The sequence below is a fragment of the Klebsiella pneumoniae complex sp. WS1778 genome, assembly GCF_049472055.1.
GTDB classification, from domain to species: domain Bacteria; phylum Pseudomonadota; class Gammaproteobacteria; order Enterobacterales; family Enterobacteriaceae; genus Klebsiella; species Klebsiella quasipneumoniae.
In genome coordinates this window covers 264828-290621 of sequence record NZ_JBKGTJ010000003.1, presented here as the reverse complement: position 1 = coordinate 290621, position 25794 = coordinate 264828, and the positions used below count along the sequence as shown (strand labels likewise).

Genomic DNA, 25794 nt, shown 5'->3' with positions numbered 1-25794 from the left:
ATCCGTCTATACTGATTAACACTCAGACTGCTCGTGTCGCTACCTGCGCGGCTTTGCGCTGATTATCCACCAAAGCCACATTACACAACAGTATGAGCTATCCGAATCGTCCACAGGTGAAATAAAATATGGCAAAACACCTTTTTACGTCTGAGTCCGTATCAGAAGGGCATCCTGACAAAATTGCTGACCAAATCTCCGATGCCGTGCTGGATGCGATCCTCGAGCAGGATCCGAAAGCGCGTGTCGCATGTGAAACCTATGTCAAAACTGGCATGGTGCTGGTAGGCGGCGAAATCACCACCAGCGCATGGGTTGACATCGAAGAGATCACCCGCAACACCGTCCGCGAAATTGGCTACGTGCATTCCGATATGGGCTTTGACGCCAACTCGTGTGCCGTACTGAGCGCCATTGGTAAACAGTCTCCGGACATCAACCAGGGCGTTGACCGTGCCGATCCGCTGGAACAGGGCGCAGGCGACCAGGGGCTGATGTTTGGCTACGCCACCAACGAAACCGACGTGCTGATGCCGGCGCCGGTGACCTACGCTCACCGTCTGGTGCAGCGCCAGGCTGAAGTACGTAAAAACGGCACCCTGCCGTGGCTGCGTCCGGATGCGAAAAGCCAGGTGACCTTCCAGTATGACGACGGCAAAATCGTCGGCATCGACGCGGTGGTGCTGTCCACGCAGCACGCCGAAGATATCGACCAGAAATCGCTGCAGGAAGCGGTGATGGAAGAGATCATCAAACCGATTCTGCCGACCGAATGGCTGAGCGCGTCCACCAAATTCTTCATCAACCCGACCGGCCGTTTCGTCATCGGCGGCCCGATGGGCGATTGCGGTCTGACCGGTCGTAAGATCATCGTCGATACCTACGGCGGCATGGCTCGTCACGGCGGCGGCGCGTTCTCCGGTAAGGATCCGTCTAAAGTTGACCGTTCTGCAGCCTATGCGGCTCGCTATGTAGCGAAAAACATCGTTGCCGCAGGCCTGGCTGACCGTTGCGAAATTCAGGTTTCCTACGCCATCGGCGTTGCAGAGCCGACGTCCATCATGGTGGAAACCTTTGGTACTGAAAAAGTGCCTTCTGAACAGCTGACCCTGCTGGTGCGCGAGTTCTTCGACCTGCGTCCGTACGGCCTGATTCAGATGCTGGATCTGCTGCACCCGATCTACAAAGAAACCGCTGCCTACGGTCACTTTGGTCGCGAACATTTCCCTTGGGAAAAAACCGACAAAGCGGCCCTGCTGCGCGAAGCGGCCGGTCTGAAATAATCTCTCCGCTTCCTCTCTTTAAGGCCAGCCTCGCGCTGGCCTTTTTATTCCCTGACCTTCCCTGCCGTACCTTGCTTCAACGTAGCGCAACATCTCAATGAAAGCGATTACATTATGGTAATGGTCGATTGCTGCCTGCGTGCGTCATCTCATAGGGGTGTTTTTCACAATGTTACATATTGTTTCGGTTAACTCTGATTACCGTTTTTCAAATTGTCGACTATCCTTGTTTATATTGCTGATTTAAAAAGCATTTAATGCATTACGTTTCTTTACCTTTGTGGAAACGATTACACAGCCGTGATTATAATCACGTTTTTTTACCGACGAGTGTCCTACGCTAACCATCGACAGAATCAATAACTCAACTGGAGGGCGTTATGCCTGACAACAAAAAACAAGGGCGTTCAAACAAGACCATGACGTTCTTCGTCTGTTTCCTCGCCGCGCTGGCTGGCCTGCTGTTTGGCCTTGATATCGGTGTTATTGCGGGTGCCTTACCCTTTATTGCCAATGAGTTCCAGATTTCCGCCCACACTCAGGAGTGGGTGGTCAGCTCCATGATGTTCGGCGCCGCCGTCGGTGCGGTCGGCAGCGGCTGGCTCTCCTTCAAACTGGGCCGTAAAAAGAGCCTGATGATCGGCGCCATCCTCTTTGTCGCCGGCTCTCTGTTCTCCGCCGCCGCGCCAAACGTCGAGATCCTGCTGGTTTCCCGCGTGCTGCTGGGCCTGGCGGTAGGCGTCGCCTCATACACCGCGCCGCTGTATCTATCGGAAATCGCTCCGGAGAAAATTCGCGGCAGTATGATTTCCATGTACCAGCTGATGATCACCATCGGGATCCTTGGCGCTTACCTCTCCGACACCGCCTTTAGCTACAGCGGCGCATGGCGCTGGATGCTCGGCGTGATCATTATTCCGGCGGTATTGCTGCTGATCGGCGTTATCTTCCTGCCGGACAGCCCGCGCTGGTTCGCCGCCAAACGCCGCTTTGTCGATGCCGAGCGCGTGCTGCTGCGCCTGCGCGATACCAGCGCCGAAGCGAAACGCGAGCTCGACGAAATCCGCGAAAGCCTGAAGGTAAAACAGTCCGGCTGGTCGCTGTTTAAAGACAACAGCAACTTCCGCCGCGCGGTGTTCCTCGGCATTCTGCTGCAGGTAATGCAGCAGTTCACCGGGATGAACGTCATCATGTACTACGCGCCGAAGATCTTTGAGCTGGCAGGCTACGCCAACACCACCGAGCAGATGTGGGGGACGGTCATTGTCGGTCTGACTAACGTGCTGGCCACCTTTATCGCCATCGGTCTGGTCGACCGCTGGGGCCGTAAACCGACGCTGATCCTTGGCTTTATCGTCATGGCAGCGGGAATGGGCGTCCTGGGCAGCATGATGCACATCGGAATTCACTCCTCAACCGCCCAGTACATCGCCGTCCTGATGCTGCTGATGTTTATCGTCGGTTTCGCCATGAGCGCCGGCCCGCTGATTTGGGTACTGTGTTCTGAAATCCAGCCGCTGAAAGGCCGCGACTTCGGTATCACCTGCTCAACGGCGACCAACTGGATTGCCAACATGATTGTCGGCGCCACCTTCCTGACCATGCTCAATTCGCTGGGCAGCGCCAACACCTTCTGGGTCTACGGCGGTCTGAACGTGCTATTTATTCTGCTGACGCTGTGGCTGATCCCGGAAACTAAAAACGTCTCGCTGGAACATATCGAACGCAACCTGATGCAGGGTCGTCCGCTGCGCGAGATCGGCGCCCGCGATTAATCCGTCTGAGCTTCCTCCCCTTTCGGGAGGAAGCTTCCGCTTGCTCTCCCCCCTCCGCCGCACTATCCTCTGGCGCTATGAAAACACCCCGTATTCCCATCGCTATTCAGCAGGCCGTGATGCGCAGCCTGCGGGAGCATCTCGCCAAAGCGAACCTCAAGCTGGAACGCCGCTACGCAGAGCCGACGTTGGTCTACCAGCAGCGCGGTACCTCCGCCGGCACCGCCTGGCTGGAGAAAAACGAAATTCGTTTAAATCCGGTGCTGCTGCTGGAAAATCAGCAGGCGTTTATCGATGAAGTGGTGCCCCATGAGCTGGCGCACCTGCTGGTGTGGCAACACTTTGGCCGGGTAGCCCCGCACGGTAAAGAGTGGAAATGGATGATGGAGGGCGTGCTGGGCGTTCCCGCACGTCGCACCCATCGCTTTGAACTCGATTCGGTCCGCCAGAATACCTTCCCCTACCGCTGCCGCTGCCAGCAGCATCAGCTCACCGTCCGTCGCCATAACCGGGTGGTGCGCGGCGAAGCCACTTACCGCTGCGTGCGCTGCGGCGATCTGCTGGTGGCTGAAGAATAACCATTGGAATTAATTAGAAACTTTCTGATCTGACTGATTGCATCCGGCACCCTCATTCGCTACGTTGCGGGCTCGTTTTGACACGGAGTGAACGATGTCCCGTATGCATGTTTTAGCCGTTGCAGTATTGAGCACGGCAGTGAGTGGCCCGCTTGCGGCCGCAGAAATTACCAGTTTTTCCCAGGCCAAGGCCGCTGGCGTCAAAGTAAACGCCGACGTTCCCGGCGACTTTTACTGCGGCTGTAAAATTGCCTGGCAGGGTAAAAAAGGCGTTATCGATCTGGAATCTTGTGGCTATAAAGTGCGTAAAAATGAGAACCGCGCCAGCCGGGTTGAATGGGAACACGTGGTGCCGGCGTGGCAGTTCGGCCATCAGCGCCAGTGCTGGCAGGAGGGTGGTCGTAAAAACTGCGCCAAAGATCCTGAGTACCGCAAGATGGAAAGCGACATGCACAACCTGCAGCCGGCGGTGGGAGAAGTGAATGGCGATCGCGGCAACTTTATGTACAGCCAGTGGAACGGCGGTGAAGGCCAGTACGGCCAGTGCACCATGAAGGTCGATTTTAAAGATAAAATCGCTGAGCCCCCTGCCCGCGCCCGCGGCGCCATCGCCCGCACCTACTTCTATATGCGCGACCGCTACCAGTTAAATCTTTCCCGCCAGCAAACTCAGCTGTTTACCGCCTGGAACAAACAGTATCCGGTCACCGCCTGGGAGTGTGAACGCGATGAGCGCATCGCGAAAGTGCAGGGCAACCATAATCCTTATGTCCAGCAGGCTTGCCAGGCGCAAAAGAGCTAACCTACACTAGCGGCAATTGTTAATTTGCAGCCCTGTGCTTCCCGCCTAATGGCGGGAAGCTGGCATCTGCGCAAAGAACGGAATATCAAGCATGCGCATTCCTCGCATCCATCATCCAGAACCCCTCATTGTCGGCAGCCTGATCGCGCTGAGCGATGACGCGGCCAACCACGTCGGGCGCGTTCTGCGCATGACCGCCGGTCAGCACCTTCAGCTATTCGACGGCAGTAACCAGGTGTTTGACGCCGTCATCACCGAGGCCGGTAAGAAAAGCGTCACGGTTGAAGTCCTCAGTGGCGAACCCGACGATCGGGAATCGCCGCTGCATATCCATTTAGGCCAGGTGATGTCCCGCGGCGAAAAAATGGAATTCACCATCCAGAAATCGATCGAACTCGGGGTAAGCCTCATAACGCCACTGTTTTCCGAGCGCTGCGGCGTTAAACTGGACGCCGAACGTTTGCAGAAAAAGATCCAGCAGTGGCAGAAAATCGCTATTGCCGCCTGCGAACAGAGCGGTCGTAACGTGGTACCGGAAATTCGTCCGGCGATGCAGCTGGAGGAGTGGTGCGCCGAGCAGGACAGCGGGCTGAAGCTCAACCTGCACCCGCGCGCCAGCGCCAGCATTAACACGCTGCCGCTGCCGGTTGAACGCGTCCGTCTGCTGATTGGCCCGGAAGGCGGGCTGTCGGCTGAAGAGATAGCAATGACCGCGAAATACCAGTTTACTGATATCCTGTTGGGACCGCGCGTTCTGCGTACAGAGACTACTGCGCTCACCGCCATTACTGCCCTGCAGGTGCGTTTTGGCGACTTAGGTTGAGGCGTTAACGGAGAAGAACCATGATCAAGCTCGGCATCGTGATGGATCCCATCGCAACCATCAACATCAAGAAAGACACCAGCTTCGCTATGTTGCTGGAGGCGCAGCGTCGCGGCTATGAACTCCATTACATGGAGATGAACGACCTTTATTTGATCAACGGCGAGGCCCGCGCCCGGACGCGCACACTGAGCGTCGAACAGAACTACGACAAATGGTATGACTTTACCGGCGAGCAGGATCTGCCGCTGGCGGATCTTGACGTCATTCTGATGCGTAAGGATCCACCGTTCGATACCGAATTTATTTATGCGACCTATATTCTGGAACGAGCGGAAGAGAAAGGCACGCTTATCGTCAACAAGCCGCAGAGCCTGCGCGACTGTAACGAGAAGCTGTTCACCGCCTGGTTCTCCGAACTGACCCCGGAAACGCTGGTCACCCGCAATAAAGCCCAGCTTAAAGCCTTCTGGGAAAAACACGGCGATATCATCATGAAGCCGCTCGACGGCATGGGCGGCGCCTCTATTTTCCGCGTCAAAGCCGGCGATCCGAACCTCGGCGTGATCGCCGAGACGCTGACCGAGCTGGGCAGCCGCTACTGCATGGCGCAGAACTATCTGCCGGCCATTAAAGATGGCGACAAGCGCGTGCTGGTGGTGGATGGCGAGCCGGTACCTTACTGCCTGGCGCGCATTCCGCAGGGCGGCGAGACTCGTGGCAATCTGGCCGCCGGCGGCCGCGGCGAAGCCCGCCCGCTAACCGAAAGCGACTGGGATATCGCCCGCCGCGTCGGCCCGACGCTGAAGGCTAAAGGCCTGATTTTCGTTGGCCTGGATATCATTGGCGACCGTCTGACGGAAATTAACGTCACCAGCCCCACCTGCGTCCGTGAGATCGAGGCCGCCTTCCCGGATATTTCGATCACCGGCATGCTGATGGACGCTATCGAAAGACGTCTCGCCCGATAAGCACTACGGCGGACGAACGTCCGCTCAGGGCACAGCGAGCGCGGATTGCCGCGCTGGTGAAACCCTTCCAGCCAGGCGCCGCTCGGGCGCCTGCCAGATAAAGTGCATCGACACCATTCTACTTTGCCCGCATACTGGGTGTTGCTTTTTGAACCAGGAACAGAACCTCTGACAATGAATTTACAGCATCACTTTCTGATTGCCATGCCTGCGCTTCAGGACCCCATTTTCCGCCGCTCCGTGGTCTATATCTGCGAGTATAACGACGAGGGTGCCATGGGCATTATTATCAATAAGCCGCTGGAAAATCTGCAGGTGGAAGGGATCCTTGAGAAGCTCAAAATTGTCCCGGAGCCGCGTAATCCGGAGATCCGCCTGGATAAACCGGTGATGCTGGGCGGCCCGCTGGCGGAAGACCGCGGCTTTATTTTACATACCCCGCCCTCTGACTTTTCCTCAAGCATCCGTATCTCGGATAACACGGTGATCACCACCTCGCGGGATGTCCTCGAAACCTTAGGCACCGACCGGCAACCGGGCAACGTGCTGGTTGCCCTGGGCTACTCTTCGTGGGAGAAAGGGCAGCTGGAGCAGGAGATTCTAGATAATGCCTGGCTTACCGCCCCGGCTGACCAGAATATTCTCTTCCGTACGCCCATCGCCGATCGCTGGCGCGAGGCGGCTAAACTGATTGGCATCGACATCGTGACGATGCCAGGCGTCGCGGGGCATGCATAATGAGCGGTACCTTTCTCGGCTTTGATTTCGGGACCAAAAGCATCGGTGTGGCGGTAGGGCAACGGATCACCGCAACCGCCCGGCCACTGCCGGCGCTGAAGGCGCAGGACGGTAAACCGGACTGGAATATCATCGAAAAATTGCTTAAGGAGTGGCAGCCGGAGGCGGTAATCGTCGGCCTGCCGCTGAATATGGACGGCACTGAGCAACCGCTGACCGCGCGCGCGCGTAATTTCGCCAATAAAATTCATGGCCGCTTTGGCGTCGCGATCCTTCTCCACGATGAACGTCTGAGTACGGTTGAGGCCCGGGCGGGCCTGTTCGAACATGGCGGCTATCGGGCGCTGAATAAAGGCAGCGTCGATTCGGCCTCTGCGGTGGTCATTCTGGAAAGCTACTTCGAGCAGAGCTTTTAAGCCCTGCTCTTCTGCGCCGCCGGCGAACCGCAGACGGCGCAGCTCCCCCGCCTAGTGGCGCAGATGTTCGTTAGCCCAGCTCACCGCCTGGGTGCGATTCTTAACGCTCAGCTTACGGAACACGTTATACAGGTGCGTCCGCACCGTGTTCTCACTGATAAACAGCGCGCGGGCAATATCGAGGTTGGTCGCGCCGCAGCGCAGTTCGTTGAGGATCTCGCATTCTCGTTCGGTCAGCGGCGAGTTCTCAACCGGCGCCGATGCATGGTCCGCAGCGTACATCGCCGGGTGCATCACGCTCAATTCAGCCGTCTGTTCGCCGTTCAGCACGGCCTTGACGCCCTCAATTAAGCGCGATTCATCATCGTCATGGCGGAACACGCCATATAAAGCCGGCCACTGCGCCATTTCGTATAACTCATACTTTTGTGCGCTATTAATAATCAACAAACGAGGGTTATCTGCCTGCAAGCGAATAATATCCCGCCATACCCCGTTTAATTTCTTATTTGACACTGCAATATCAAATAATATTACAGAATCTTTTGCCAGACGCTGCGCCAGCGGTTTATTAATATTTTGTAAAACCACCGGTGCCACCAGGGTTTCGCTCAGATAGCTGGCAAAGGCTTTGCTTTGAATAGACGGGTGGGTAATAAAGGTTACCTGACGAGAAGATGATGAATTTACATTTAAATTAATCACTTAAAACTCTCCTTAGCAGCTATCCACCGTCATGGTGGTTAAATGAATAAAAAAATATACAATCAGCCGTGAATTTATAAATAGCATTGGCAATTTACAAATTGAAACGTTATTCCATGAGAATCATCCTATTCCCGTAAACAGCATAAATCGAATGACTCAAAGCTGTCAAAAGGTAATCAAACTTTTTTCCTGGAAATGCGTATTCACTGCCGACATATCTCAACCGAATATCTTATTTGAATTTATTCACAAAGATTATTTGTATTATCAAATAATATCCAGAAACAGCTTTTAAACATTTAGTTAACACACCATTTCAACCACCCAACTCGCTTCACACTCCCCTTACAGCTCGCCTGCGGCCACACGTTGCTGAAAACTCTGGGTAAATGTCAACATTCCGGCCTGCATCCCGGTCTGCATTACTCCGGGCAGCTGGTGCACTTTTCCTTCGCGGATCAAATTCGCCACTGCCGGCGTATTAACCAGAAGCTCGTATAGCGCAACTCTGCCGCCCTGACGTGCGGGTAATAATTTTTGCGCCAGCACCGCGCACAGGCTTCCGGCCAGCTGACTTCGAACCTGATCTTTCTCCTCTGCCGGAAAGACATCGATCAATCTCTCCACCGCCGGCGCCGCGCCGCGGGTGTGTAATGTCGCCATCACCAGATGCCCGGTCTCCGCCGCAGTTAACGCCAGACGAATGGTTTCGCTGTCGCGTAGCTCGCCGAGCAGGATCACATCCGGATCCTGACGCAGCGCCACCCGAAGCGCTGCGGAGAACGAAGGACAGTGCCGGCCAATCTCCCGCTGCTGAATCAGGCATCGCTCGCTGTGATGAATAAACTCCACCGGATCCTCCAGCGTCAGAATATGGCCATCAAGATGCTGGTTGAGATGGCCGACCATCGCCGCCAGGGTGGTCGACTTGCCGCTGCCCGTCGCCCCGGTGACCAGCAGCAAGCCACTCTCTTCCGCCAGCAGCTCGCTTAGCGCAGGCGGTGCGCCCAGCGCCTCCAGGCGCGGACATTGGCTGGGCAACAGGCGCAGCACCAGCGATATTCCGCGCGTATGGGCGAAAGCGCTGGCGCGTAGCCGTGAACCACAGGCCAGAGTCAGCGCAAAGTCTATCTGGCCGTGCTCCTGCCAGTGCTGTAACTGTGCGGCATCGAGCCAGTCGTTGAGTAAATCTGCAATATCCGGCGCGGGAAAGGGCGCGGGCTCCAGCTTACCCTGCCGCCGCCAGCGCGGTGCGGCGGAATTGCACAGGTGTAGATCGGAGACATTATGCTTTACACTAAGGGCTACGATTTCTTCCAGCTTCATAACTCATCCTCGGAATATGAACGATATTGCGCATAACCTGGCACAGGTCCGGGACAAAATCTCCGGTGCCGCCGCCCGTTGCGGGCGTGCGCCAGAAGAAGTGACATTGCTTGCAGTGAGTAAAACGAAACCTGCGAGCGCGATCGAAGAAGCCATCGCGGCAGGCCAGCGGGCATTTGGTGAAAACTACGTCCAGGAGGGCGTGGAGAAGATTAACCATTTCCAGCAGGCAGGCGTCAGTGGACTGCAGTGGCACTTTATTGGTCCCTTGCAGTCCAACAAAAGCCGGCTGGTGGCCGAACATTTTGACTGGTGCCACACCGTCGATCGGTTGAAAATCGCCACCCGCCTGAACGAGCAGCGCCCGGCGCATTTGCCGCCGCTGAAGGTGCTGATTCAAATCAACATCAGCGATGAGCAGAGTAAATCCGGCATCCCGCTGGAAGCGCTCGATGCCTTAGCCGCGGAGATCGCTGAGTTACCTCATCTGGAGCTGCGCGGCCTGATGGCGATCCCCGCGCCTGAGTCAGAATATGTAAGGCAGTTTGCCGTCGCCCAGCAAATGGCGGTAGCATTTGCGCGGTTAAAAACGCGGTACCCCACGGTCGATACGTTGTCTCTGGGAATGTCGGACGATATGGAAGCCGCTATCGCGGCGGGAAGCACGATGGTGCGCATCGGCACGGCCATTTTTGGTGCGCGCGACTACAGCAAATAATAAGGAATCTGAGGAACGCCATGAAGACGTTGACTTTCCTGCTTTCAACGGTCATTGAGCTTTATACAATGGTCGTGTTGTTACGCGTCTGGATGCAGTGGGCGCGCTGCGACTTTTACAACCCGTTTTCGCAGTTTGTGGTAAAGGCCACCCAGCCGATTGTCGGGCCGCTGCGCCGGATCATCCCGGCAATGGGGCCGATTGACAGCGCCTCGCTGCTGGTGGCATTCATCCTCTGCGTCATCAAAGCGGTCGTCCTGTTTATGGTGATCACCTTCCAGCCGATCATCTGGATCTCCGCCCTGCTTATTCTGCTGAAAACCATCGGCTCGCTGATCTTCTGGGTGCTGCTGCTGATGGCGATCATGAGCTGGGTCAGCCAGGGACGCAGCCCGGTGGAGTATGTGCTGATGCAGCTGGCGGACCCGCTGCTGCGTCCAATCCGCAACCTGCTGCCGTCGATGGGCGGTATCGATTTCTCGCCGATGGTGCTGGTGCTGCTGCTGTACGTGATCAATATGGGGGTCGCCGAGGTGCTGCAGGCTACCGGTAACGTACTGCTGCCGGGGCTGTGGATGGCGCTATGAGTGCCGTTGAACGCTGCGCTGACGGGCTGGTGCTGAGGCTGTATATTCAGCCGAAGGCCAGCCGCGACAGCATCGTGGGCGTACATGGCGACGAGCTCAAAGTCGCCATTACCGCCCCGCCCGTTGATGGCCAGGCCAATGCCCATCTGGTGAAATTTCTCGCCAAACAGTTCCGCGTCGCCAAAAGCCAGGTACTGATTGAAAAAGGCGAGCTGGGCCGCCATAAGCAAGTTAAAATCATCGCCCCACAACAGATCCCGACTGCGGTCGCGGCGCTAACTGAATAAACAGGATTCATCATGCAAAAAGTCGTCCTCGCTACCGGTAACGCCGGTAAAGTGCGCGAACTGGCCTCGCTGCTGGAAGATTTTGGTCTCGATATCGTCGCTCAGACCGAGCTCGGCGTCGAGTCTGCGGAAGAGACCGGTCTGACCTTCATTGAAAACGCGATTCTGAAAGCGCGTCATGCGGCGCAGATCACCGGCCTGCCGGCTATCGCCGACGATTCCGGTCTGGCCGTCGATGCCCTTGGCGGCGCGCCAGGCATCTACTCCGCCCGCTATGCCGGCGTCGACGCCAGCGACCAGCAGAATCTTGAGAAACTGCTCGACGCCCTGCAGGACGTGCCGGACGACCAGCGCCAGGCGCAGTTCCACTGCGTACTGGTCTATCTACGCCATGCCGAAGATCCCACGCCGCTGGTGTGCCACGGCAGCTGGCCTGGGGTGATCGCCCGGGAAGCCGCAGGTCATGGCGGCTTCGGCTACGACCCGATTTTCTTCGTCCCGTCAGAGGGAAAAACCGCGGCCGAACTGAGCCGTGAAGAAAAGAGCGCCATTTCCCATCGCGGGCAGGCGCTTAAACTGTTACTGGATGCATTACGTAATGGCTAATTTGCCACCGCTGAGTCTCTATATCCATATTCCCTGGTGCGTGCAGAAATGCCCGTACTGCGACTTTAATTCGCATGCACTGAAAGGCGAGGTGCCGCACGATGACTACGTCCAGCATCTGCTGAACGATCTGCGGGCCGATGCGCAGTATGCCCAGGGACGGGAAATAGGCACCATTTTTATCGGCGGCGGTACGCCGAGCCTGCTGTCAGGCCCGGCCATGCAAACCCTGCTCGATGGCGTCCGCGCCTGCCTGCCGCTGGCCGCCGGGGCGGAAATCACCATGGAAGCCAACCCGGGCACCGTGGAGGCCGATCGCTTCGTTGATTACCAGCGCGCCGGGGTGAATCGCATCTCTATCGGCGTACAAAGCTTTAGCGAACCAAAGCTGCAGCGGCTGGGGCGGATCCACGGCCCGGAAGAGGCCAAACGCGCGGCACGCCTCGCCAGCGGCCTGGGCCTGCGCAGTTTCAACCTCGACCTGATGCACGGTTTGCCGGACCAGTCGCTGGAGGAGGCGCTGGACGATCTGCGTCAGGCCATTGCTCTCAACCCGCCGCATCTCTCGTGGTACCAGCTGACCATTGAGCCGAACACCTTGTTCGGTTCCCGGCCGCCGGTGCTGCCGGATGACGACGCGCTATGGGATATTTTTGAGCAGGGACATCAGCTGCTGAGCGCCGCCGGCTACCAGCAGTACGAGACTTCCGCTTACGCCAAAGCGGGCTATCAGTGTCAGCACAATCTCAACTACTGGCGCTTTGGCGACTATCTCGGCATCGGCTGCGGCGCGCACGGCAAGATAACCTTCCCGGACGGGCGCATCCTGCGTACCGCCAAAACCCGCCACCCGCGCGGCTATATGGAAGGCCGCTACCTCGAACGCCAGCATGATGTGGAAGAGGCGGATAAACCGTTTGAGTTCTTTATGAACCGTTTTCGCCTGCTGGAGGCCGCGCCGCGCGCGGAATTCCGCCGTTATACCGGTCTTGATGAAGCGGCGATCCGTCCGCAGCTGGACGCGGCGATAGCCCACGGCTATCTGCAGGAAGACGCGCAGAACTGGCAGATTACCGAGCATGGAAAGCTGTTTTTAAATTCTCTTCTCGAACTATTCCTCAGCGAATAAATATCGTTATCCCATTCCCGGCAGCAATATGGCGGGAATGGGAATCACTCGATTCCTCCGCCATATATACCTTATTACATCCGTTCCATTGTTATTAAATATTCCACTCTCAAATTAATTTGCATTAATTAATACAAACCAAATATCAATCCTTCAATAAGATCGGTTATTTCATTACCTCATTGCCAGAAAGTGTGAGTCAGGCAGCTTAAAGATGTACGACAACAAAGATAATATGTCATACAGAAATAAAGCATGATGCTTAAGATATTGACCCATTACCCCAAGTGCATGGAGCCAACTAATGAAAAAATATCCTTTTTCTCGTTCTCTGGTAGGTATAGCTTTACTGGCCCTACTCTCTGCAGGTGCCGTCGCGGCTGAAAAAATAACATTAAAACTGGCGCATAACCTTGAGCGCAGCCATGTGGTGCATCAGGCGTTTGAGGAGATGTCCAAAGAGGTAAACCAGCTTTCTGACGGTAAGATGAAGATTCGCATTTACCCCAGTAGTCAGATGGGCAGCGCTCGCGAGACCATGGAGTTATTACAAAATGGCGCGCTGGATATGACCAAAGGTTCCGCCAGCGATCTGGAATCTTTCGATAATATTTACGCCATATATAATTTACCATTCTTGTTTAACGACCAGAACCACTTCAATAACGTGGTCTTCGGCGAGGTGGGTAAAGAAATAATGAACTCGACGAAAGAGAAAGGATTTTTTGCCCTTTCCGCTTATGTCGCCGGGACGCGAAGTTTTTATGCAAAAAAGCCCATCACCAGGCCGGAAGATTTAAAAGGACTGAAGATCCGCGTTCAGGCCAGTCCGACAACGTTAAAAATGGTCGAATTAATGGGCGGTTCCCCAACCCCCATCTCCTTTGGTGAAGTTTATACCGCCATGCAGCAGGGGGTGGTGGACGGCGCGGAGAATAACGTTCCCTCCTGGGTGCAGACGCGCCATATCGAAATCGCGAAAGTATTCTCTGAAGATGAGCATGCCTCCATCCCTGATTTCCTCGTTATCTCCAGTAAAACCTGGGACAAGCTGACGCCGGATCAGCAACAAATCCTGATCAAAGCGGCGAAAGCGTCAGAGGTTTATCAGCAACAGCTGTGGCGGAAAATCGACGCCGATACCCGCGCGCAGGCCAAAGCTATGGGGGGCGAAATTATCAAAGTGGATAAAGCGCCGTTCCGCGCAGCCGTGCAGCCGCTATTCGATGACTTTAAAAAAGATCCTGTACAGGCCGCCCTGCTGGCCAAATTTGAAGCTGCCGCGGAATAACCATTAACGGGCCAGCCGCAGGCCCGTCTTCACCAGGAAATCAACGATGATACTTAACCGCATCAAGCTGGCGGTGGACCGCACCATCGCCGCCTTCTCTGTCGCTGTTATGATTGCGCTGGTTGTCTGCGTCGTCTGGCAGGTATTCAGCCGCTACGTGCTTAACCAGCCAAGCACCCTGACCGATGAGCTGGCGCGCTTCTTAATGATCTGGGTCGGGCTACTGGGCGCGGCCTACACCGTCGGCGCCCAGCGTCACCTGGCGATTGATTTACTCACCATGACGCTCTCTCCCCGCAGGCAGGCGCTGTTCAGCGTCATTATTAACCTGCTGATCCTGCTGTTTGCCGGCGCAGTGATTGTGACCGGCGGCGTAAAACTGATTGCAAAAACGCTGTCGACCGCCCAGGTCTCAGCCGCGATGCAGATCCCCATGGGCTACGTGTATCTGATCCTGCCGCTCACCGGCATCATGATGATGTTTTACGCATTGTGTTTTATCAATAACGGCCTGAAAAACATGAAACATGCAGAAGAAGGAGCAACTCATGGATAGCGCTATTGCACTGACGCTGTTTGGCGTTTTCTTTATTCTGGTTTTTATCGGCGTTCCCATCTCCTTCGCCATCGGTATCGCTACCGTTGGCTCGATGCTGCTGATGTTTCCCTGGGATATCGCGGTGATAACCGTGTCTCAACGCCTGGCGAACGGGCTTGATAACTTCGCGCTGCTGGCCATCCCCTTTTTTATCTTTGCCGGAACCCTGATGAACAGCGGCGGGATTGCAATACGCTTAATCAATCTGGCGCAGGTGATGGTTGGGCGAGTGCCCGGATCGCTGGGGCACGTTAACGTGCTGGCCAATATGATGTTCGGCTCGATTTCCGGTTCAGCCGTCGCGGCCGCCGCGGCGGTAGGCGGGACGCTGAATCCCATTCAGAGGCAAAAAGGCTACGATCCGACCTTTTCCACAGCGGTAAACGTTTCATCCTGCATCACGGGTCTGCTTATTCCGCCGTCAAACGTGCTGATCGTTTTTTCCCTGACAGCCGGCGGCGTCTCGGTCGCCTCGCTGTTTATGGCCGGTTATCTGCCGGGCATTCTGATGGGTCTGTCCATCATGCTGGTCTGCGGTTGCATCGCTAAACGCCGCGGCTATCCGGTTTCCGAACGGCCGACCTGTGCCCAGGCGGCAAAGGCTTTTTCCGACGCCCTACCCAGCCTGCTGCTGGTCATTATTGTGATGGGCGGGATCCTCGGCGGTATTTTCACCGCCACTGAGGCGTCCGCCATCGCCGTGGTCTACACCTTTATTCTCTCGGTGCTGATCTATCGTGAAGTCAAATGGCGCGATCTGCCGCAGCTGATTCTGGAGTCGGTGGTGACGACCTCTATCGTTCTGCTGCTGATTGGCTTTTCGGTCGGCATGTCGTGGGCGATGACCAATGCCGATATTCCCTACATGATAAGCGATGCGCTAATGGGGGTGTCGGAAAACCCAGTGGTGATCCTGCTGCTGATTAACATTGTGCTGCTAATCGTCGGCATTTTTATGGATATGACCCCAGCGGTGCTGATTTTCACGCCGATATTTCTGCCCATTGCTGAGGATTTGGGCATGAACCCGGTTCATTTCGGCATCATGATGGTCGCTAACCTGTGCATCGGCCTGCTGACCCCGCCGGTTGGCAGCGCGCTGTTTGTCGGCTGCTCCATTTCAGGGGTGAAAATTCAGCAGCTCATCAAACCGTTGCTGCCGTTCTACGCCGCCCTGCTGATCGCGCTGATGATGATTGTTTATATCCCGCCGATCTCGCTGTTTATTCCACAGCTGCTAGGGCTGATGTGATCGCCTGAGCGTCGTCGCTACCTGCGGGCGCAGGTAGCGAAATCAAGCTATTTTAACGAGCCAACCAGCGCTTTGCGGCTGTCCTCAAGGGAGACCACCCGGCTGCAGACGTCTTTACCAAACTGCTGGAAATCGGCCTCCTGGTTTTTCCACTCATCCTGGATAGCGGTTTGCAGACCGCCGAGGCTGCCGAGAATGCCCTGCAGCGGGTTGCCGCCGCCTTTGAGCACCGCTTTCGCCCCCATCTCGTTAATGCTGTCCTGCAAAATGCCGCCCATCGCCTGATTTACCAGCTGCTGGCCGTCGGCGCGCACCTGGTCGATGGCTTTATAGTGGAAGGTCAGGCCATCGCTGCGGCGCTCAATGATGCGGTTCATCTGTTCTTTCAGCTGCGCGTCCAGCTTGGTCAGACGACCGTGCATACTGCTATTGGCGCCGACCTGTTCGGTAATGATTTTATCCAGCGCCTTGCGGCCTTTTTCGACTCGCGAACGCGCGCCTTCGTCAATCCACGGCAGGCTGCTACGCAGACTGGCCTGGTAATCCTGCGCCTGTTCGCGCTGGGCGGCGCTGAGCGCATAAGCCTTGCCGTTAAAGGTCAGGTTGCCGTCCGGTTTGATCACCAGATTGCCGTTTTCCCCTTTCACCTGTACCTGCTGAGGGGTGAGGATCACATCGTCACGCGGCGTGACGCTACACTGGTAGTCCGCATGGGCAGACAAAGCGGTGATGGAGAGCGCCACCGCCAGCAGCGTTTTACGCATCATAAAACTCCCTTAAGACAAAACGGGCCGGCAGTTGCCGACCCTTGTCAAACTTAGTCCCACCAGACGTCAAAAAGTTCGCTGGTGCGCACATCCTCTAACTTACGCGCTTCCAGCCATTTGCGCACGATGGCCTGATGCTCTTCGGTGCATTTACCGATCTCCTGCATGCAGATCAGCCCCTCCCAGGAGAGATAGCCGCTGCCGTCAAAGGCCAGCTTGTTCGGCTCAATCACCTCTTCGATCAGATCGTTGACCGTCTGGTCGATCTGCTCTTCACTGGTCCCTTCCGGGAAACGCCAGGCGACGGAGAAGCCTAACTCCTGAAACTCGTCGATATGCATTTTTTTACGCAGACGACGGCTACGATTCTTGGCCATTATTTCACCCTCTCGAACATTAAGTCCCATACGCCGTGGCCGAGACGATGGCCACGCTGTTCAAATTTGGTTACCGGGCGCGATTCCGGGCGCGGTACGTAATCGTTGCTTGCCGACTGGTTACGATACCCTTCCAGCGAGGACATCACTTCCAGCATATGGACGGCATAGGCTTCCCAGTCGGTCGCCATATGGAAGACGCCGCCGAGCTTCAGTTTGCTTTTCACCAGCTCGGCGAAAGGCGGCTGTACGATACGACGTTTATTATGGCGCGCTTTATGCCACGGGTCAGGGAAAAACAGCTGCACCATATTCAGCGAGTTATCCGGAATCATAGTGTGCAGCACTTCCACCGCATCGTGACACATCACGCGCAGGTTTTGCACACCTTCTTCTTCGGCCGAGGCCAGACAGGCGCCGACGCCCGGGGAGTGCACTTCGATGCCGAGGAAATTCTGTTCCGGTTTGGCTTTTGCCATCGCCACCAGCGATGCGCCCATCCCGAAGCCAATTTCGAGGGTGACCGGCGCTTCGCGGCCAAACAGGGCGGCGAAATCGAGCGGCGCATCGTTGAATTCAACGCCCATCACCGGCCAAATGTTATCCAGCGCATGCTGCTGCCCTTTCGTCAGGCGGCCCTGGCGACGAACGAAGCTACGAATACGGCGCAGCGGGCGACCGTTTTCATCGAATTCCGGAGAAATGACGTCGTTTTTCATAAAAGTTTGGTCTGCTTGTGAATGTGTTCGGAAAACGGGCATTATCCAAAGTTACCCGGCGGATGCAAGGGTTTACAGCCACTCGCCCTTATGCTGCAATCTGCCCCCCTGTAATCGCGATCCCGGAGCCGTAGCTTTGACTTTTCTCGCCACGCAATTTTCAGCCCAGGTCCTGGACTGGTACGACAAATACGGGCGTAAAACCCTGCCCTGGCAAATCGCCAAGACGCCCTACAAAGTATGGCTCTCCGAAGTGATGTTGCAACAAACCCAGGTGACCACGGTTATCCCCTATTTTGAACGCTTTATGGCGCGTTTCCCTACGGTGGTCGATCTCGCCAACGCGCCGCTGGATGAAGTGCTGCATCTGTGGACCGGACTGGGTTATTACGCGCGGGCGCGCAACTTACACAAAGCGGCGCAGCAGGTGGCGACGCAGCACGGCGGCGAATTCCCGCAGACCTTTGACGAAGTGGCGGCGCTTCCCGGCGTCGGGCGCTCAACGGCGGGGGCCATTTTATCGCTTTCGCTCGGTCAGCATTATCCGATTCTCGACGGCAACGTGAAGCGCGTGCTCGCCCGCTGCTATGCTGTCAGCGGCTGGCCGGGGAAAAAAGAGGTGGAAAAACGGCTGTGGGAGATCAGCGAAGCGGTCACGCCGGCGAAGGGCGTGGAGCGTTTTAACCAGGCGATGATGGATCTCGGGGCGATGGTTTGCACCCGCTCGAAGCCGAAGTGCGAACTGTGCCCGCTGAGCAACGGCTGCGTGGCCTACGCCAATCATTCATGGGCAGAATATCCGGGCAAAAAACCGAAGCAGACCATTCCGGAACGCACCGGCTATTTTCTGCTGATGCAGCACGGTGACGAGGTGTTTCTCGCCCAACGTCCGCCGGTGGGTCTGTGGGGCGGATTGTTCTGTTTTCCGCAGTTTGCCGACGAAGCGGGCCTGCGCGAGTGGCTGGCACAGCGCCAGATTAAGGCCGATAATCTGACGCAGCTCACCGCTTTTCGCCACACTTTCAGCCATTTCCACCTGGATATTGTGCCGATGTGGCTTACAGTGCACTCATCTGGCGCATGCATGGATGAAGGCAACGCACTCTGGTATAACTTAGCGCAGCCGCCGTCGGTTGGTCTGGCGGCCCCCGTGGAGCGCTTGTTGCAACAGTTAAAAGCCGGAACGCCGGTATAAATTTTCGGCTATCAAAGAGGATTGATTATGAGCAGAACCATTTTTTGTACCTTCCTGCAGCGTGAAGCGGACGGCCAGGATTTTCAGCTGTATCCGGGCGAACTCGGGAAGCGCATTTACAACGAAATCTCCAAAGAAGCCTGGGCGCAGTGGCAGCACAAGCAGACCATGCTGATCAACGAGAAAAAGCTCAGCATGATGAACCCGGAGCACCGCAAGCTGCTGGAGCAGGAAATGGTGCAGTTCCTGTTTGAAGGGAAAGATGTGCACATCGAAGGCTATACGCCGCCGGAAAAACAGTAAGGGCCCTGCGGCCTTTTAAAAACAAACACAACACGCACGCCCGGAATGATGAAAAAATACTTAGCGCTCGCGCTGATTGCGCCGTTGCTCGTTTCGTGTTCCAGCTCCAATAAAAAAGGCGCCGAATACAACGAGGCCTGGGTCAAGGATACCAACGGTTTTGATATCCTGATGGGCCAGTTTGCCCACAACATCGAGAACATTTGGGGGTACAACGAAGTCCTGCTCGCCGGGCCGAAGGACTACGTCAAATACACCGACCAGTATCAAACCCGCAGCCACATCAACTTCGATGAAGGGACGATCACCGTCGAGACCATCGCCGGCACCGATCCGCGCGGACGACTGCGCCAGGCGATCGTCAAAACCCTGCTGATGGGCGATGACCCCAACTCCATCGACCTCTATTCCGATGTCGATGACATTCAGATCTCCAAAGAGCCGTTCCTCTATGGCCAGGTGGTGGATAACACCGGGGCATCGATTCGTTGGGAGTGGCGCGCCGCGCGCTTTGCCGACTATCTGCTGCAAACACGCCTGAAGAGCCGCAACAACGGCCTGCGCGTGGTCTACAGCATCACCATCAACCTGGTGCCGAACCACCTCGACAAACGTGCGCATAAATACCTCGGCATGGTGCGTCAGGCCTCGCGTAAGTATGGGGTTGATGAGTCGCTGATCCTCGCGATTATGCAGACCGAATCCTCCTTTAACCCTTATGCGGTCAGCCATGCCGACGCCATGGGGCTGATGCAGGTAGTCCAGCACAGCGCCGGCAGAGACGTCTTCCGTTCCCAGGGTAAATCGGGCCTGCCAAGCCGCAGCTATCTGTTCGACCCGGCGAATAACATTGACACCGGTACTGCCTACCTGGCGATGCTGAACAATGTCTACCTTGCTGGCATCGATAACCCCACCTCGCGTCGCTACGCGGTGATCACCGCCTATAACGGCGGCGCCGGCAGCGTGCTGCGGGTCTTCTCCAGCGATAAAGTCCAGGCGGCCAATATCATCAACAGCATGGCGCCAGGTGACGTCTACCAGACGCTGACCACCCGTCACCCGTCGGCGGAATCGCGCCGCTATCTGTATAAAGTTAACACGGCGCAGAAAAGCTACCGCCGTAAATAACCCCCTCCTGACACCGGCCTCAGCCACGCGCTGAGGCCGCTTTTTTTCTGCGCCATACTGTGGAATATCTTTCGGTTTTCTGCGGCAGTTAACAGAAGCCTTCAGCTGGTGAATGATAGAATCGCATCAAAATAACGGGATTAATGTTATTTTAAAAACATAACAAGCCCACATTCGTGAGGATAACTACATGAATCTTAAGCTGCAGCTCAAAATACTGTCGTTCCTGCAGTTCTGCCTTTGGGGGAGCTGGCTCACCACGCTTGGCTCATACATGTTTGTCACGCTGAAGTTTGATGGCGCGGCTATCGGCGCAGTGTATAGCTCGCTCGGTATCGCCGCGGTGTTGATGCCGACGCTGCTCGGCATCGTCGCCGATAAGTGGATCAGCGCCAAATGGGTGTATGCCGCTTGCCACCTGGTGGGCGCGCTGACGCTGTATCTGGCGGCGCAGGTCACCACGCCGGGCGAGATGTTCCTTGTGATCCTCCTCAACTCGCTGGCCTATATGCCGACGCTGGGGCTGATTAACACCATCTCTTACTACCGCCTGCAGTCGGCGGGGCTGGATATCGTCACCGATTTCCCGCCGATCCGGATCTGGGGCACCATCGGCTTTATCTTCGCCATGTGGGGCGTCAGCTTCTCCGGCTTCGAACTGAGCCATATGCAGCTGTACATTGGCGCGACGCTGTCGGTCCTGCTGACGCTGTTCACCCTGACGCTGCCGACGATCCCGGTGGCTAACGCCCAGCGTAATCAAAGCTGGACGGAGATGCTGGGGCTTAACGCTTTTGCGCTGTTTAAAAACAAGCGCATGGCAATCTTCTTTATCTTCTCGATGATGCTAGGCGCCGAGCTGCAAATCACCAACATGTTCGGTAATACCTTCCTGCACAGCTTCGATAAAGATCCGCTGTTTGCCGGCAGCTTTATCGTCGAACACGCCTCGGTGCTGATGTCGATCTCGCAGATCTCCGAGACGCTGTTTATCCTGACCATTCCGTTCTTCCTCAGCCGCTACGGCATTAAGAACGTGATGCTTATCAGTATCGTGGCGTGGATGCTGCGCTTCGGCCTGTTCGCCTTCGGCGATCCGACACCGTTCGGCACCGTGCTGCTGGTGCTGTCGATGATCGTCTACGGCTGCGCTTTCGACTTCTTCAACATCTCTGGTTCAGTGTTCGTGGAGAAAGAGGTGCGTCCGGAAATCCGCGCTAGCGCCCAGGGCATGTTCCTGATGATGACCAACGGCTTCGGCTGTATCCTCGGTGGCATGGTGAGCGGCAAAGTGGTGGAGCACTTTACCGTCGAAGGGATCACTAACTGGCAGAGCGTGTGGCTGATTTTCGCCGGCTATTCGCTGGTGCTGGCTTTTGCCTTCGTGGCGCTGTTCAAATACAAACACGTCAGACAACCGACCGCCGCGCAGCAGAGCGCGTGATCGTCAAAAGCAAAACGCCCCGCCGGTTCAGCGGGGCATTTTTTATCCCTTCAGCACGTAGCCATACAGCCGCTTAATGCCGTCCGGATCCGTCTCGCTATATACCCCCTGCAGCTCCGGCGAGAAGCCCGGCAGCATATTAACCCCCTCCTCCAGCGCGAGGAAATAGCGCAGTACAGCGCCCCCCCAGACCTCACCGGGCACCACGCATAATACCCCCGGCGGATACGGCAGCGCCCCTTCCGCCGCGACGCGGCCCTCCGCCTCGCTCAGACGCACCAGCTCCACGTCGCCGCGGATAAATTCGCGGTTGGCATCCTGGGGATTCATCACCACCCGCGGGAAGCTCCGTTTACGGAACATCTCTTTTTGCAGGCTCTTCACGTCAAAGCTGACGTACAGATCGTGCATCTCCTGGCACAGTTCGCGCAGGGTATAGTCGCGATAACGCACCGGGTATTTGTTATAGATGGTCGGCAACACATCGGCCAGCGGCGTATCCGCTTCAATATGCTGTTCAAACTGCCCCAGCATCGCCACCAGCTGCGCCATTTTTTCGGCGCTTTCCGCCGGCGTCAGCAGGAACAGAATCGAGTTGAGATCGCACTTCTCCGGCACGATGCCGTTTTCCCGTAGGTAATGCGCCAGAATGGTCGCCGGGATGCCGAACTCACTGTACTCCCCGCTCTCCGCGTCGATGCCCGGGGTGGTCAACAACAGCTTGCACGGGTCGACAAAATACTGGTCGTCGGCATAGCCCTCGAAGCCATGCCAGCGCGCGCCCGGTTCGAAGCTGAAGAAACGGCGCTCCCGGGCGATCGCCTCAGTCGGGTGATCCTGCCACGGGCGCCCCGCCACTATCGGCGGAATAAAAGGCTGGATCATCTTGCAATTGGCGATGATCGCTTTGCGCGCCTCGATGCCCAGCGCCACGCATTCGGCCCACAGGCGGCGGCCGCTCTCGCCTTCGTGGATTTTGGCGTTGACGTCCAGTGCGGCGAACAGCGGATAAAACGGGCTGGTAGAGGCATGCAGCATAAAGGCGTTATTCAGCCGCTTGTGCGGACAGAAGCGCGCCTGGCCGCGCAGATGGTTATCCTTTTTATGGATCTGCGACGTCTGCGAGAAACCGGCCTGCTGCTTGTGAACGGACTGGGTGACAAAAATGCCCGGATCGTCCGGGGTCAGCTCCAGCAGCAGCGGCGAACAGTCGGCCATCATCGGGATAAACTGCTCATAGCCCACCCACGCCGAGTCGAACAGGATGTAATCGCAGAGGTGGCCGATTTTATCGACCACCTGGCGGGCGTTATAGACCGTGCCGTCATAGGTTCCGAGCTGGATCACCGCCAGACGAAACGGGCGAGAGGCCGTGGCTTTCTCTGGCGCCGCTTCACGGATGAGATCCCGCAGGTAGCGCTCATCAAAGCAGCGCTCGTCAATACCGCCGATAAAGCCGAACGGATTGCGCGCGGCTTCAAGATAGACAGGCGTCGCTCCAGCCTGAATCAGCGCCCCGTGATGGTTTGACTTGTGGTTGTTGCGATCGAACAGCACCAGATCGCCGCGGGTCAACAGCGCGTTGGTCACGACTTTGTTGGCCGCCGAGGTGCCGTTAAGGACGAAGTAGGTTTTATCCGCATTAAAGACCTTCGCGGCGAACTTCTGCGCGTGCTTGGCCGACCCTTCGTGGATCAGCAGATCGCCTAATTTTACGTCGGCGTTACACATATCGGCGCGAAAGAGGTTTTCGCCAAAAAAGTCATAGAACTGGCGGCCTGCGGGATGCTTTTTGAAAAAGGCCCCGTGCTGGTGTCCCGGACAGGCAAAGGTGCTGTTATCCATTTCGACGTACTGGGTCAGCGTATTGAAAAACGGCGGCAGCAGACGCGCTTCATAATCGCAGGCCGCCGCTTCCAGCTCCAGCCACTCCTGATCTTTACCGGCGATCACCGCCTGTACCCCCTCCGGCTTATCGACCGCCGTCTCGCTCAGCAGGTAGACCGGCAGGTTAAATCCGCTACGCCTGAGGAGGGCGAGGATGCCGCTGCGACTGTCCGCCGCGGTGATGACGACTGCCGCCACATCGGTAAAATCGGTACTGTCCAGCGCCACAACGCGACGGTGGGTGGACAAGCGGGTGACCAGCTCGCAGCTGGCGGCAATGTGCATGGATTTCATAAGCGCAAATGCCCGTATCGGGAGTGTAAAAATCTCAGGCAAGGGAAACCTTGCCCAACGATGTGTCCGGGTCTGACGGATTCAGCTCCGACCGCCGGACATCAGTAAAAGCAGACGCGTCCGATCTTACTGTTGCCCTACAGTGAGCATACGTGTCCTTCACCGCATGGTGAACAGAGGGGTAAGCGTAGCAAGATGAGGCAGCCCACGCATCTGTGCGCGGCGTCGCTGGCGAGGTAATGGCAGTGTCGTCATCGGCGGCCTCATATCAGGGAGGAGAAAATTCGCGCAATCATGGCACCTTTCCCCGACAGGCGCAAGATGAAAACCGTATGCACTTATATCACGGATACACAAGCTTTCACGGCGGGTTAACGTCATAATCATTCGGTTATCAGGGATATTTAACAGGAGTCAGCGTGGTTACAGGACCTTTTATTAATGCCAGCGCGGTGCTGGTCGGCGGCGTGTTAGGCGCCTTACTCAGCCAGCGGTTGCCGGAACGGATCCGCACATCCATGACCTCAATTTTTGGTCTGGCGTCATTAGGCATCGGCATTTTACTGGTGATCAAATGCGCCAATCTGCCGGTGATGGTGCTGTCGACCCTGGTGGGAACGCTGCTCGGCGAAATTTGTAATATGGAAAAAGGGATTAATACGCTGGTCAGTCAGCTCCAGCAGTTGCTGACGCCGAAGGGTAAGAAAAAAGCCTCGGCTCATGACTCCTATATTCAGAGCTATGTGGCGATTATCGTCCTGTTCTGCGCCAGCGGCACCGGCGTCTTCGGCGCCATGCGCGAAGGGATGACCGGCGACGCCAGCATTCTGATTGCCAAAGCGTTTCTCGATTTTTTCACCGCCACCATTTTCGCTTGTACCCTGGGCATTGCCGTCGCCGCCATCAGCGTACCGATGCTACTTATCCAGCTGACTCTCGCGGCCTGCGCGGCGATCATTATGCCGCTCACCACGCCGATGATGCTGGCGGATTTCAGCGCCGTCGGCGGTATGCTGCTGGTGGCCACCGGGCTGCGCATCTGCGGAATAAAAATGTTTGCCGTGGTGAATATGCTGCCTGCGCTGGTGCTGGCGATGCCGATCTCAGCGGCCTGGACGCTGTTTTTTGCCTGAAGACGCGTGCTTTTAGCGCAATGTGGTGATAGATTGTTCAGTCTGCTGCAAAACAGATAAATTTCGTTGACGAGGCGCGGCGATTACGGTTTAATGCGCCCCGTTGCCCGGATAGCTCAGTCGGTAGAGCAGGGGATTGAAAATCCCCGTGTCCTTGGTTCGATTCCGAGTCCGGGCACCACTATTTAAAGAACCCGCCTACAAGGCGGGTTTTTGCTTTTCTGTAGCCCGACTCTTCATCGAACTCCGTTCGATTATTCGCCGCGCAGCGGCTCACCCCTTCGGGGCCAGCGCGACACGCGCGCTGTTCAACGCCTGCGGCGTTAGTCCGAGTCCGGGCACCACTATTTAAAGAACCCAGCCTATGGCTGGGTTTTTGCTTTTCTGTAGCCGGACTCTCCATCGAACTGCGTTCGATTATTCGCCGCACAGCGGCTCACCCCTTCGGGGCCAGCGCGACACGCGCGCTGTTCAACGCCTGCGGCGTTAGTCCGAGTCCGGGCACCACTATTTAAAGAACCCGCCCACAAGGCGGGTTTTTGCGTTTCTGTAGCCGGACTCTTCATCGAACATCGCTAACCCGTGATTCTCTGCTGCACTTTTCTCCTGGTGAGCCAGCTGCCACTTAACGGCCAGCGCAGACCGCCTCTCCCCAT

General features: G+C 56.5%; 27 protein-coding genes and 1 tRNA gene. 22 read left to right on the top strand and 6 right to left on the bottom strand.

The genetic code is table 11. The annotated features are described in order from the left end of the window. Positions 1 to 128 precede the first annotated feature (128 nt). From metK to ruvX, 8 genes are all read left to right on the top strand, one after another. Positions 129 to 1283, top strand: coding sequence for a methionine adenosyltransferase (gene metK, locus ACLEXF_RS15950; protein WP_004205170.1), 1155 nt, complete (start codon positions 129 to 131; stop codon positions 1281 to 1283). A gap of 380 nt (positions 1284 to 1663) precedes the next feature. After that, positions 1664 to 3058, top strand: a complete 1395-nt coding sequence (locus ACLEXF_RS15945) for a sugar porter family MFS transporter (protein ID WP_004205171.1) — start codon at positions 1664 to 1666, stop codon at positions 3056 to 3058. A 77-nt stretch (positions 3059 to 3135) separates the two neighbouring features. Further along, complete coding sequence (locus tag ACLEXF_RS15940; protein ID WP_004205173.1) at positions 3136 to 3636, top strand: SprT family zinc-dependent metalloprotease; 501 nt, start codon at positions 3136 to 3138, stop codon at positions 3634 to 3636. 94 nt (positions 3637 to 3730) lie between these two features. After that, the gene (endA, locus tag ACLEXF_RS15935) at positions 3731 to 4438 is read left to right on the top strand and encodes a deoxyribonuclease I (protein ID WP_004205174.1); all 708 of its coding nucleotides are present in this window, start codon (positions 3731 to 3733) and stop codon (positions 4436 to 4438) included. A gap of 91 nt (positions 4439 to 4529) precedes the next feature. Next, positions 4530 to 5261 (top strand): 16S rRNA (uracil(1498)-N(3))-methyltransferase, encoded by a 732-nt coding sequence (rsmE, locus tag ACLEXF_RS15930; protein WP_032456614.1) that lies wholly within the window; start codon positions 4530 to 4532, stop codon positions 5259 to 5261. Positions 5262 to 5281: 20 nt separating this feature from the next. Further along, entirely contained in the window at positions 5282 to 6232 is a 951-nt protein-coding gene (gshB, locus tag ACLEXF_RS15925) for a glutathione synthase (protein ID WP_004205176.1), read from the top strand. A 174-nt stretch (positions 6233 to 6406) separates the two neighbouring features. Then, positions 6407 to 6970, top strand: coding sequence for a YqgE/AlgH family protein (locus ACLEXF_RS15920; RefSeq protein ID WP_002916603.1), 564 nt, complete (start codon positions 6407 to 6409; stop codon positions 6968 to 6970). Then, a complete protein-coding gene (gene ruvX / locus ACLEXF_RS15915; protein ID WP_004205178.1) occupies positions 6970 to 7386 on the top strand; it encodes a Holliday junction resolvase RuvX in 417 nt (138 codons plus the stop codon). The genes ACLEXF_RS15920 and ruvX overlap by 1 nt, the downstream gene beginning before the upstream one ends. Before the next feature lie 51 nt (positions 7387 to 7437). Here the strand turns inward: ruvX and ACLEXF_RS15910 are convergent, their stop codons facing one another. Both ACLEXF_RS15910 and ACLEXF_RS15905 read right to left on the bottom strand, forming a co-directional pair. After that, complete coding sequence (locus tag ACLEXF_RS15910; protein ID WP_043520939.1) at positions 7438 to 8091, bottom strand: LuxR C-terminal-related transcriptional regulator; 654 nt, start codon at positions 8089 to 8091, stop codon at positions 7438 to 7440. Positions 8092 to 8439: 348 nt separating this feature from the next. After that, on the bottom strand, positions 8440 to 9420 hold the full coding sequence (locus ACLEXF_RS15905; protein WP_004205180.1) for a type IV pilus twitching motility protein PilT: 981 nt from the start codon (positions 9418 to 9420) through the stop codon (positions 8440 to 8442). 16 nt (positions 9421 to 9436) lie between these two features. Here ACLEXF_RS15905 and ACLEXF_RS15900 point away from each other — a divergent pair, with 16 nt between their 5' ends. The 8 genes from ACLEXF_RS15900 to ACLEXF_RS15865 all read left to right on the top strand — a co-directional run bounded on the left by ACLEXF_RS15900 (position 9437) and on the right by ACLEXF_RS15865 (position 15888). After that, positions 9437 to 10138: a YggS family pyridoxal phosphate-dependent enzyme gene (locus ACLEXF_RS15900; protein ID WP_004205181.1), complete on the top strand. Its 702-nt coding sequence runs from the start codon at positions 9437 to 9439 to the stop codon at positions 10136 to 10138. A gap of 20 nt (positions 10139 to 10158) precedes the next feature. Then, positions 10159 to 10725 carry a YggT family protein gene (locus ACLEXF_RS15895; protein ID WP_109938294.1) on the top strand — a complete coding sequence of 189 codons (567 nt, stop codon included), beginning with the start codon at positions 10159 to 10161 and terminating at the stop codon, positions 10723 to 10725. Beyond that, the gene (yggU, locus tag ACLEXF_RS15890) at positions 10722 to 11012 is read left to right on the top strand and encodes a DUF167 family protein YggU (RefSeq protein ID WP_023319134.1); all 291 of its coding nucleotides are present in this window, start codon (positions 10722 to 10724) and stop codon (positions 11010 to 11012) included. The genes ACLEXF_RS15895 and yggU overlap by 4 nt, the downstream gene beginning before the upstream one ends. Before the next feature lie 12 nt (positions 11013 to 11024). Next, positions 11025 to 11618 carry an XTP/dITP diphosphatase gene (locus ACLEXF_RS15885; RefSeq protein WP_004205185.1) on the top strand — a complete coding sequence of 198 codons (594 nt, stop codon included), beginning with the start codon at positions 11025 to 11027 and terminating at the stop codon, positions 11616 to 11618. Further along, a complete protein-coding gene (gene hemW / locus ACLEXF_RS15880; RefSeq protein WP_094333717.1) occupies positions 11611 to 12747 on the top strand; it encodes a radical SAM family heme chaperone HemW in 1137 nt (378 codons plus the stop codon). Before ACLEXF_RS15885 ends, hemW begins: the two co-directional genes overlap by 8 nt. 304 nt (positions 12748 to 13051) lie before the next feature. Further along, positions 13052 to 14038, top strand: coding sequence for a TRAP transporter substrate-binding protein (locus tag ACLEXF_RS15875; protein ID WP_004205187.1), 987 nt, complete (start codon positions 13052 to 13054; stop codon positions 14036 to 14038). Positions 14039 to 14084: 46 nt separating this feature from the next. Further along, a complete protein-coding gene (locus ACLEXF_RS15870) occupies positions 14085 to 14594 on the top strand; it encodes a TRAP transporter small permease (protein ID WP_004205188.1) in 510 nt (169 codons plus the stop codon). Further along, complete coding sequence (locus ACLEXF_RS15865; RefSeq protein ID WP_049004133.1) at positions 14587 to 15888, top strand: TRAP transporter large permease; 1302 nt, start codon at positions 14587 to 14589, stop codon at positions 15886 to 15888. The genes ACLEXF_RS15870 and ACLEXF_RS15865 overlap by 8 nt, the downstream gene beginning before the upstream one ends. 47 nt (positions 15889 to 15935) lie before the next feature. Here ACLEXF_RS15865 and ACLEXF_RS15860 read toward each other — a convergent pair whose 3' ends face one another. From ACLEXF_RS15860 to trmB, 3 genes are read right to left on the bottom strand one after another with little or no spacing between them, the layout of a single operon-like run. Continuing rightward, positions 15936 to 16655: a DUF2884 domain-containing protein gene (locus ACLEXF_RS15860; protein WP_146411919.1), complete on the bottom strand. Its 720-nt coding sequence runs from the start codon at positions 16653 to 16655 to the stop codon at positions 15936 to 15938. Between the two features lie 50 nt (positions 16656 to 16705). Beyond that, positions 16706 to 17032 (bottom strand): YggL family protein, encoded by a 327-nt coding sequence (locus ACLEXF_RS15855; protein WP_002916620.1) that lies wholly within the window; start codon positions 17030 to 17032, stop codon positions 16706 to 16708. Then, a complete protein-coding gene (trmB, locus tag ACLEXF_RS15850; RefSeq protein ID WP_004205192.1) occupies positions 17032 to 17751 on the bottom strand; it encodes a tRNA (guanosine(46)-N7)-methyltransferase TrmB in 720 nt (239 codons plus the stop codon). Before trmB ends, ACLEXF_RS15855 begins: the two co-directional genes overlap by 1 nt. A 136-nt stretch (positions 17752 to 17887) precedes the next feature. Between trmB and mutY the strand changes: the two genes are divergently transcribed. From mutY to ACLEXF_RS15830, 4 genes are all read left to right on the top strand, one after another. Further along, on the top strand, positions 17888 to 18946 hold the full coding sequence (mutY, locus tag ACLEXF_RS15845) for an A/G-specific adenine glycosylase (protein ID WP_017899765.1): 1059 nt from the start codon (positions 17888 to 17890) through the stop codon (positions 18944 to 18946). A gap of 27 nt (positions 18947 to 18973) precedes the next feature. Continuing rightward, the gene (locus ACLEXF_RS15840; RefSeq protein ID WP_004105744.1) at positions 18974 to 19249 is read left to right on the top strand and encodes an oxidative damage protection protein; all 276 of its coding nucleotides are present in this window, start codon (positions 18974 to 18976) and stop codon (positions 19247 to 19249) included. 48 nt (positions 19250 to 19297) lie between these two features. Next, positions 19298 to 20380 carry a membrane-bound lytic murein transglycosylase MltC gene (mltC, locus tag ACLEXF_RS15835; RefSeq protein WP_002916629.1) on the top strand — a complete coding sequence of 361 codons (1083 nt, stop codon included), beginning with the start codon at positions 19298 to 19300 and terminating at the stop codon, positions 20378 to 20380. 190 nt (positions 20381 to 20570) lie between these two features. Continuing rightward, on the top strand, positions 20571 to 21824 hold the full coding sequence (locus tag ACLEXF_RS15830; protein WP_023319141.1) for a nucleoside permease: 1254 nt from the start codon (positions 20571 to 20573) through the stop codon (positions 21822 to 21824). A 42-nt stretch (positions 21825 to 21866) separates the two neighbouring features. Here ACLEXF_RS15830 and ACLEXF_RS15825 read toward each other — a convergent pair whose 3' ends face one another. Beyond that, the gene (locus ACLEXF_RS15825) at positions 21867 to 24005 is read right to left on the bottom strand and encodes an ornithine decarboxylase (protein ID WP_101993848.1); all 2139 of its coding nucleotides are present in this window, start codon (positions 24003 to 24005) and stop codon (positions 21867 to 21869) included. A 419-nt stretch (positions 24006 to 24424) separates the two neighbouring features. On the opposite strand from ACLEXF_RS15825, the gene ACLEXF_RS15820 reads away from it, so the two are divergent. Both ACLEXF_RS15820 and ACLEXF_RS15815 read left to right on the top strand, forming a co-directional pair. Beyond that, on the top strand, positions 24425 to 25138 hold the full coding sequence (locus ACLEXF_RS15820) for a DUF554 domain-containing protein (protein WP_004205197.1): 714 nt from the start codon (positions 24425 to 24427) through the stop codon (positions 25136 to 25138). Positions 25139 to 25243: 105 nt separating this feature from the next. Next, a tRNA-Phe gene (locus ACLEXF_RS15815) sits at positions 25244 to 25319 on the top strand. The last annotated feature ends 475 nt before the right edge of the window (positions 25320 to 25794 follow it).

Coding starts and splice junctions, on each gene's coding strand:
- ruvX (WP_004205178.1), top strand. CDS start 6,970: ATGAGCGGTACCTTTCTCGGCTTTGATTTCGGGACCAAAAGCATCGGT.
- ACLEXF_RS15840 (WP_004105744.1), top strand. CDS start 18,974: ATGAGCAGAACCATTTTTTGTACCTTCCTGCAGCGTGAAGCGGACGGC.
- ACLEXF_RS15875 (WP_004205187.1), top strand. CDS start 13,052: ATGAAAAAATATCCTTTTTCTCGTTCTCTGGTAGGTATAGCTTTACTG.
- ACLEXF_RS15855 (WP_002916620.1), bottom strand. CDS start 17,032: ATGGCCAAGAATCGTAGCCGTCGTCTGCGTAAAAAAATGCATATCGAC.
- trmB (WP_004205192.1), bottom strand. CDS start 17,751: ATGAAAAACGACGTCATTTCTCCGGAATTCGATGAAAACGGTCGCCCG.
- ACLEXF_RS15905 (WP_004205180.1), bottom strand. CDS start 9,420: ATGAAGCTGGAAGAAATCGTAGCCCTTAGTGTAAAGCATAATGTCTCC.
- ACLEXF_RS15920 (WP_002916603.1), top strand. CDS start 6,407: ATGAATTTACAGCATCACTTTCTGATTGCCATGCCTGCGCTTCAGGAC.
- hemW (WP_094333717.1), top strand. CDS start 11,611: ATGGCTAATTTGCCACCGCTGAGTCTCTATATCCATATTCCCTGGTGC.
- rsmE (WP_032456614.1), top strand. CDS start 4,530: ATGCGCATTCCTCGCATCCATCATCCAGAACCCCTCATTGTCGGCAGC.
- ACLEXF_RS15825 (WP_101993848.1), bottom strand. CDS start 24,005: ATGAAATCCATGCACATTGCCGCCAGCTGCGAGCTGGTCACCCGCTTG.
- endA (WP_004205174.1), top strand. CDS start 3,731: ATGTCCCGTATGCATGTTTTAGCCGTTGCAGTATTGAGCACGGCAGTG.
- metK (WP_004205170.1), top strand. CDS start 129: ATGGCAAAACACCTTTTTACGTCTGAGTCCGTATCAGAAGGGCATCCT.
- ACLEXF_RS15945 (WP_004205171.1), top strand. CDS start 1,664: ATGCCTGACAACAAAAAACAAGGGCGTTCAAACAAGACCATGACGTTC.
- mltC (WP_002916629.1), top strand. CDS start 19,298: ATGAAAAAATACTTAGCGCTCGCGCTGATTGCGCCGTTGCTCGTTTCG.
- ACLEXF_RS15865 (WP_049004133.1), top strand. CDS start 14,587: ATGGATAGCGCTATTGCACTGACGCTGTTTGGCGTTTTCTTTATTCTG.
- gshB (WP_004205176.1), top strand. CDS start 5,282: ATGATCAAGCTCGGCATCGTGATGGATCCCATCGCAACCATCAACATC.
- ACLEXF_RS15940 (WP_004205173.1), top strand. CDS start 3,136: ATGAAAACACCCCGTATTCCCATCGCTATTCAGCAGGCCGTGATGCGC.
- ACLEXF_RS15870 (WP_004205188.1), top strand. CDS start 14,085: ATGATACTTAACCGCATCAAGCTGGCGGTGGACCGCACCATCGCCGCC.
- ACLEXF_RS15860 (WP_146411919.1), bottom strand. CDS start 16,655: ATGATGCGTAAAACGCTGCTGGCGGTGGCGCTCTCCATCACCGCTTTG.
- ACLEXF_RS15895 (WP_109938294.1), top strand. CDS start 10,159: ATGAAGACGTTGACTTTCCTGCTTTCAACGGTCATTGAGCTTTATACA.
- yggU (WP_023319134.1), top strand. CDS start 10,722: ATGAGTGCCGTTGAACGCTGCGCTGACGGGCTGGTGCTGAGGCTGTAT.
- ACLEXF_RS15885 (WP_004205185.1), top strand. CDS start 11,025: ATGCAAAAAGTCGTCCTCGCTACCGGTAACGCCGGTAAAGTGCGCGAA.
- ACLEXF_RS15830 (WP_023319141.1), top strand. CDS start 20,571: ATGAATCTTAAGCTGCAGCTCAAAATACTGTCGTTCCTGCAGTTCTGC.
- ACLEXF_RS15900 (WP_004205181.1), top strand. CDS start 9,437: ATGAACGATATTGCGCATAACCTGGCACAGGTCCGGGACAAAATCTCC.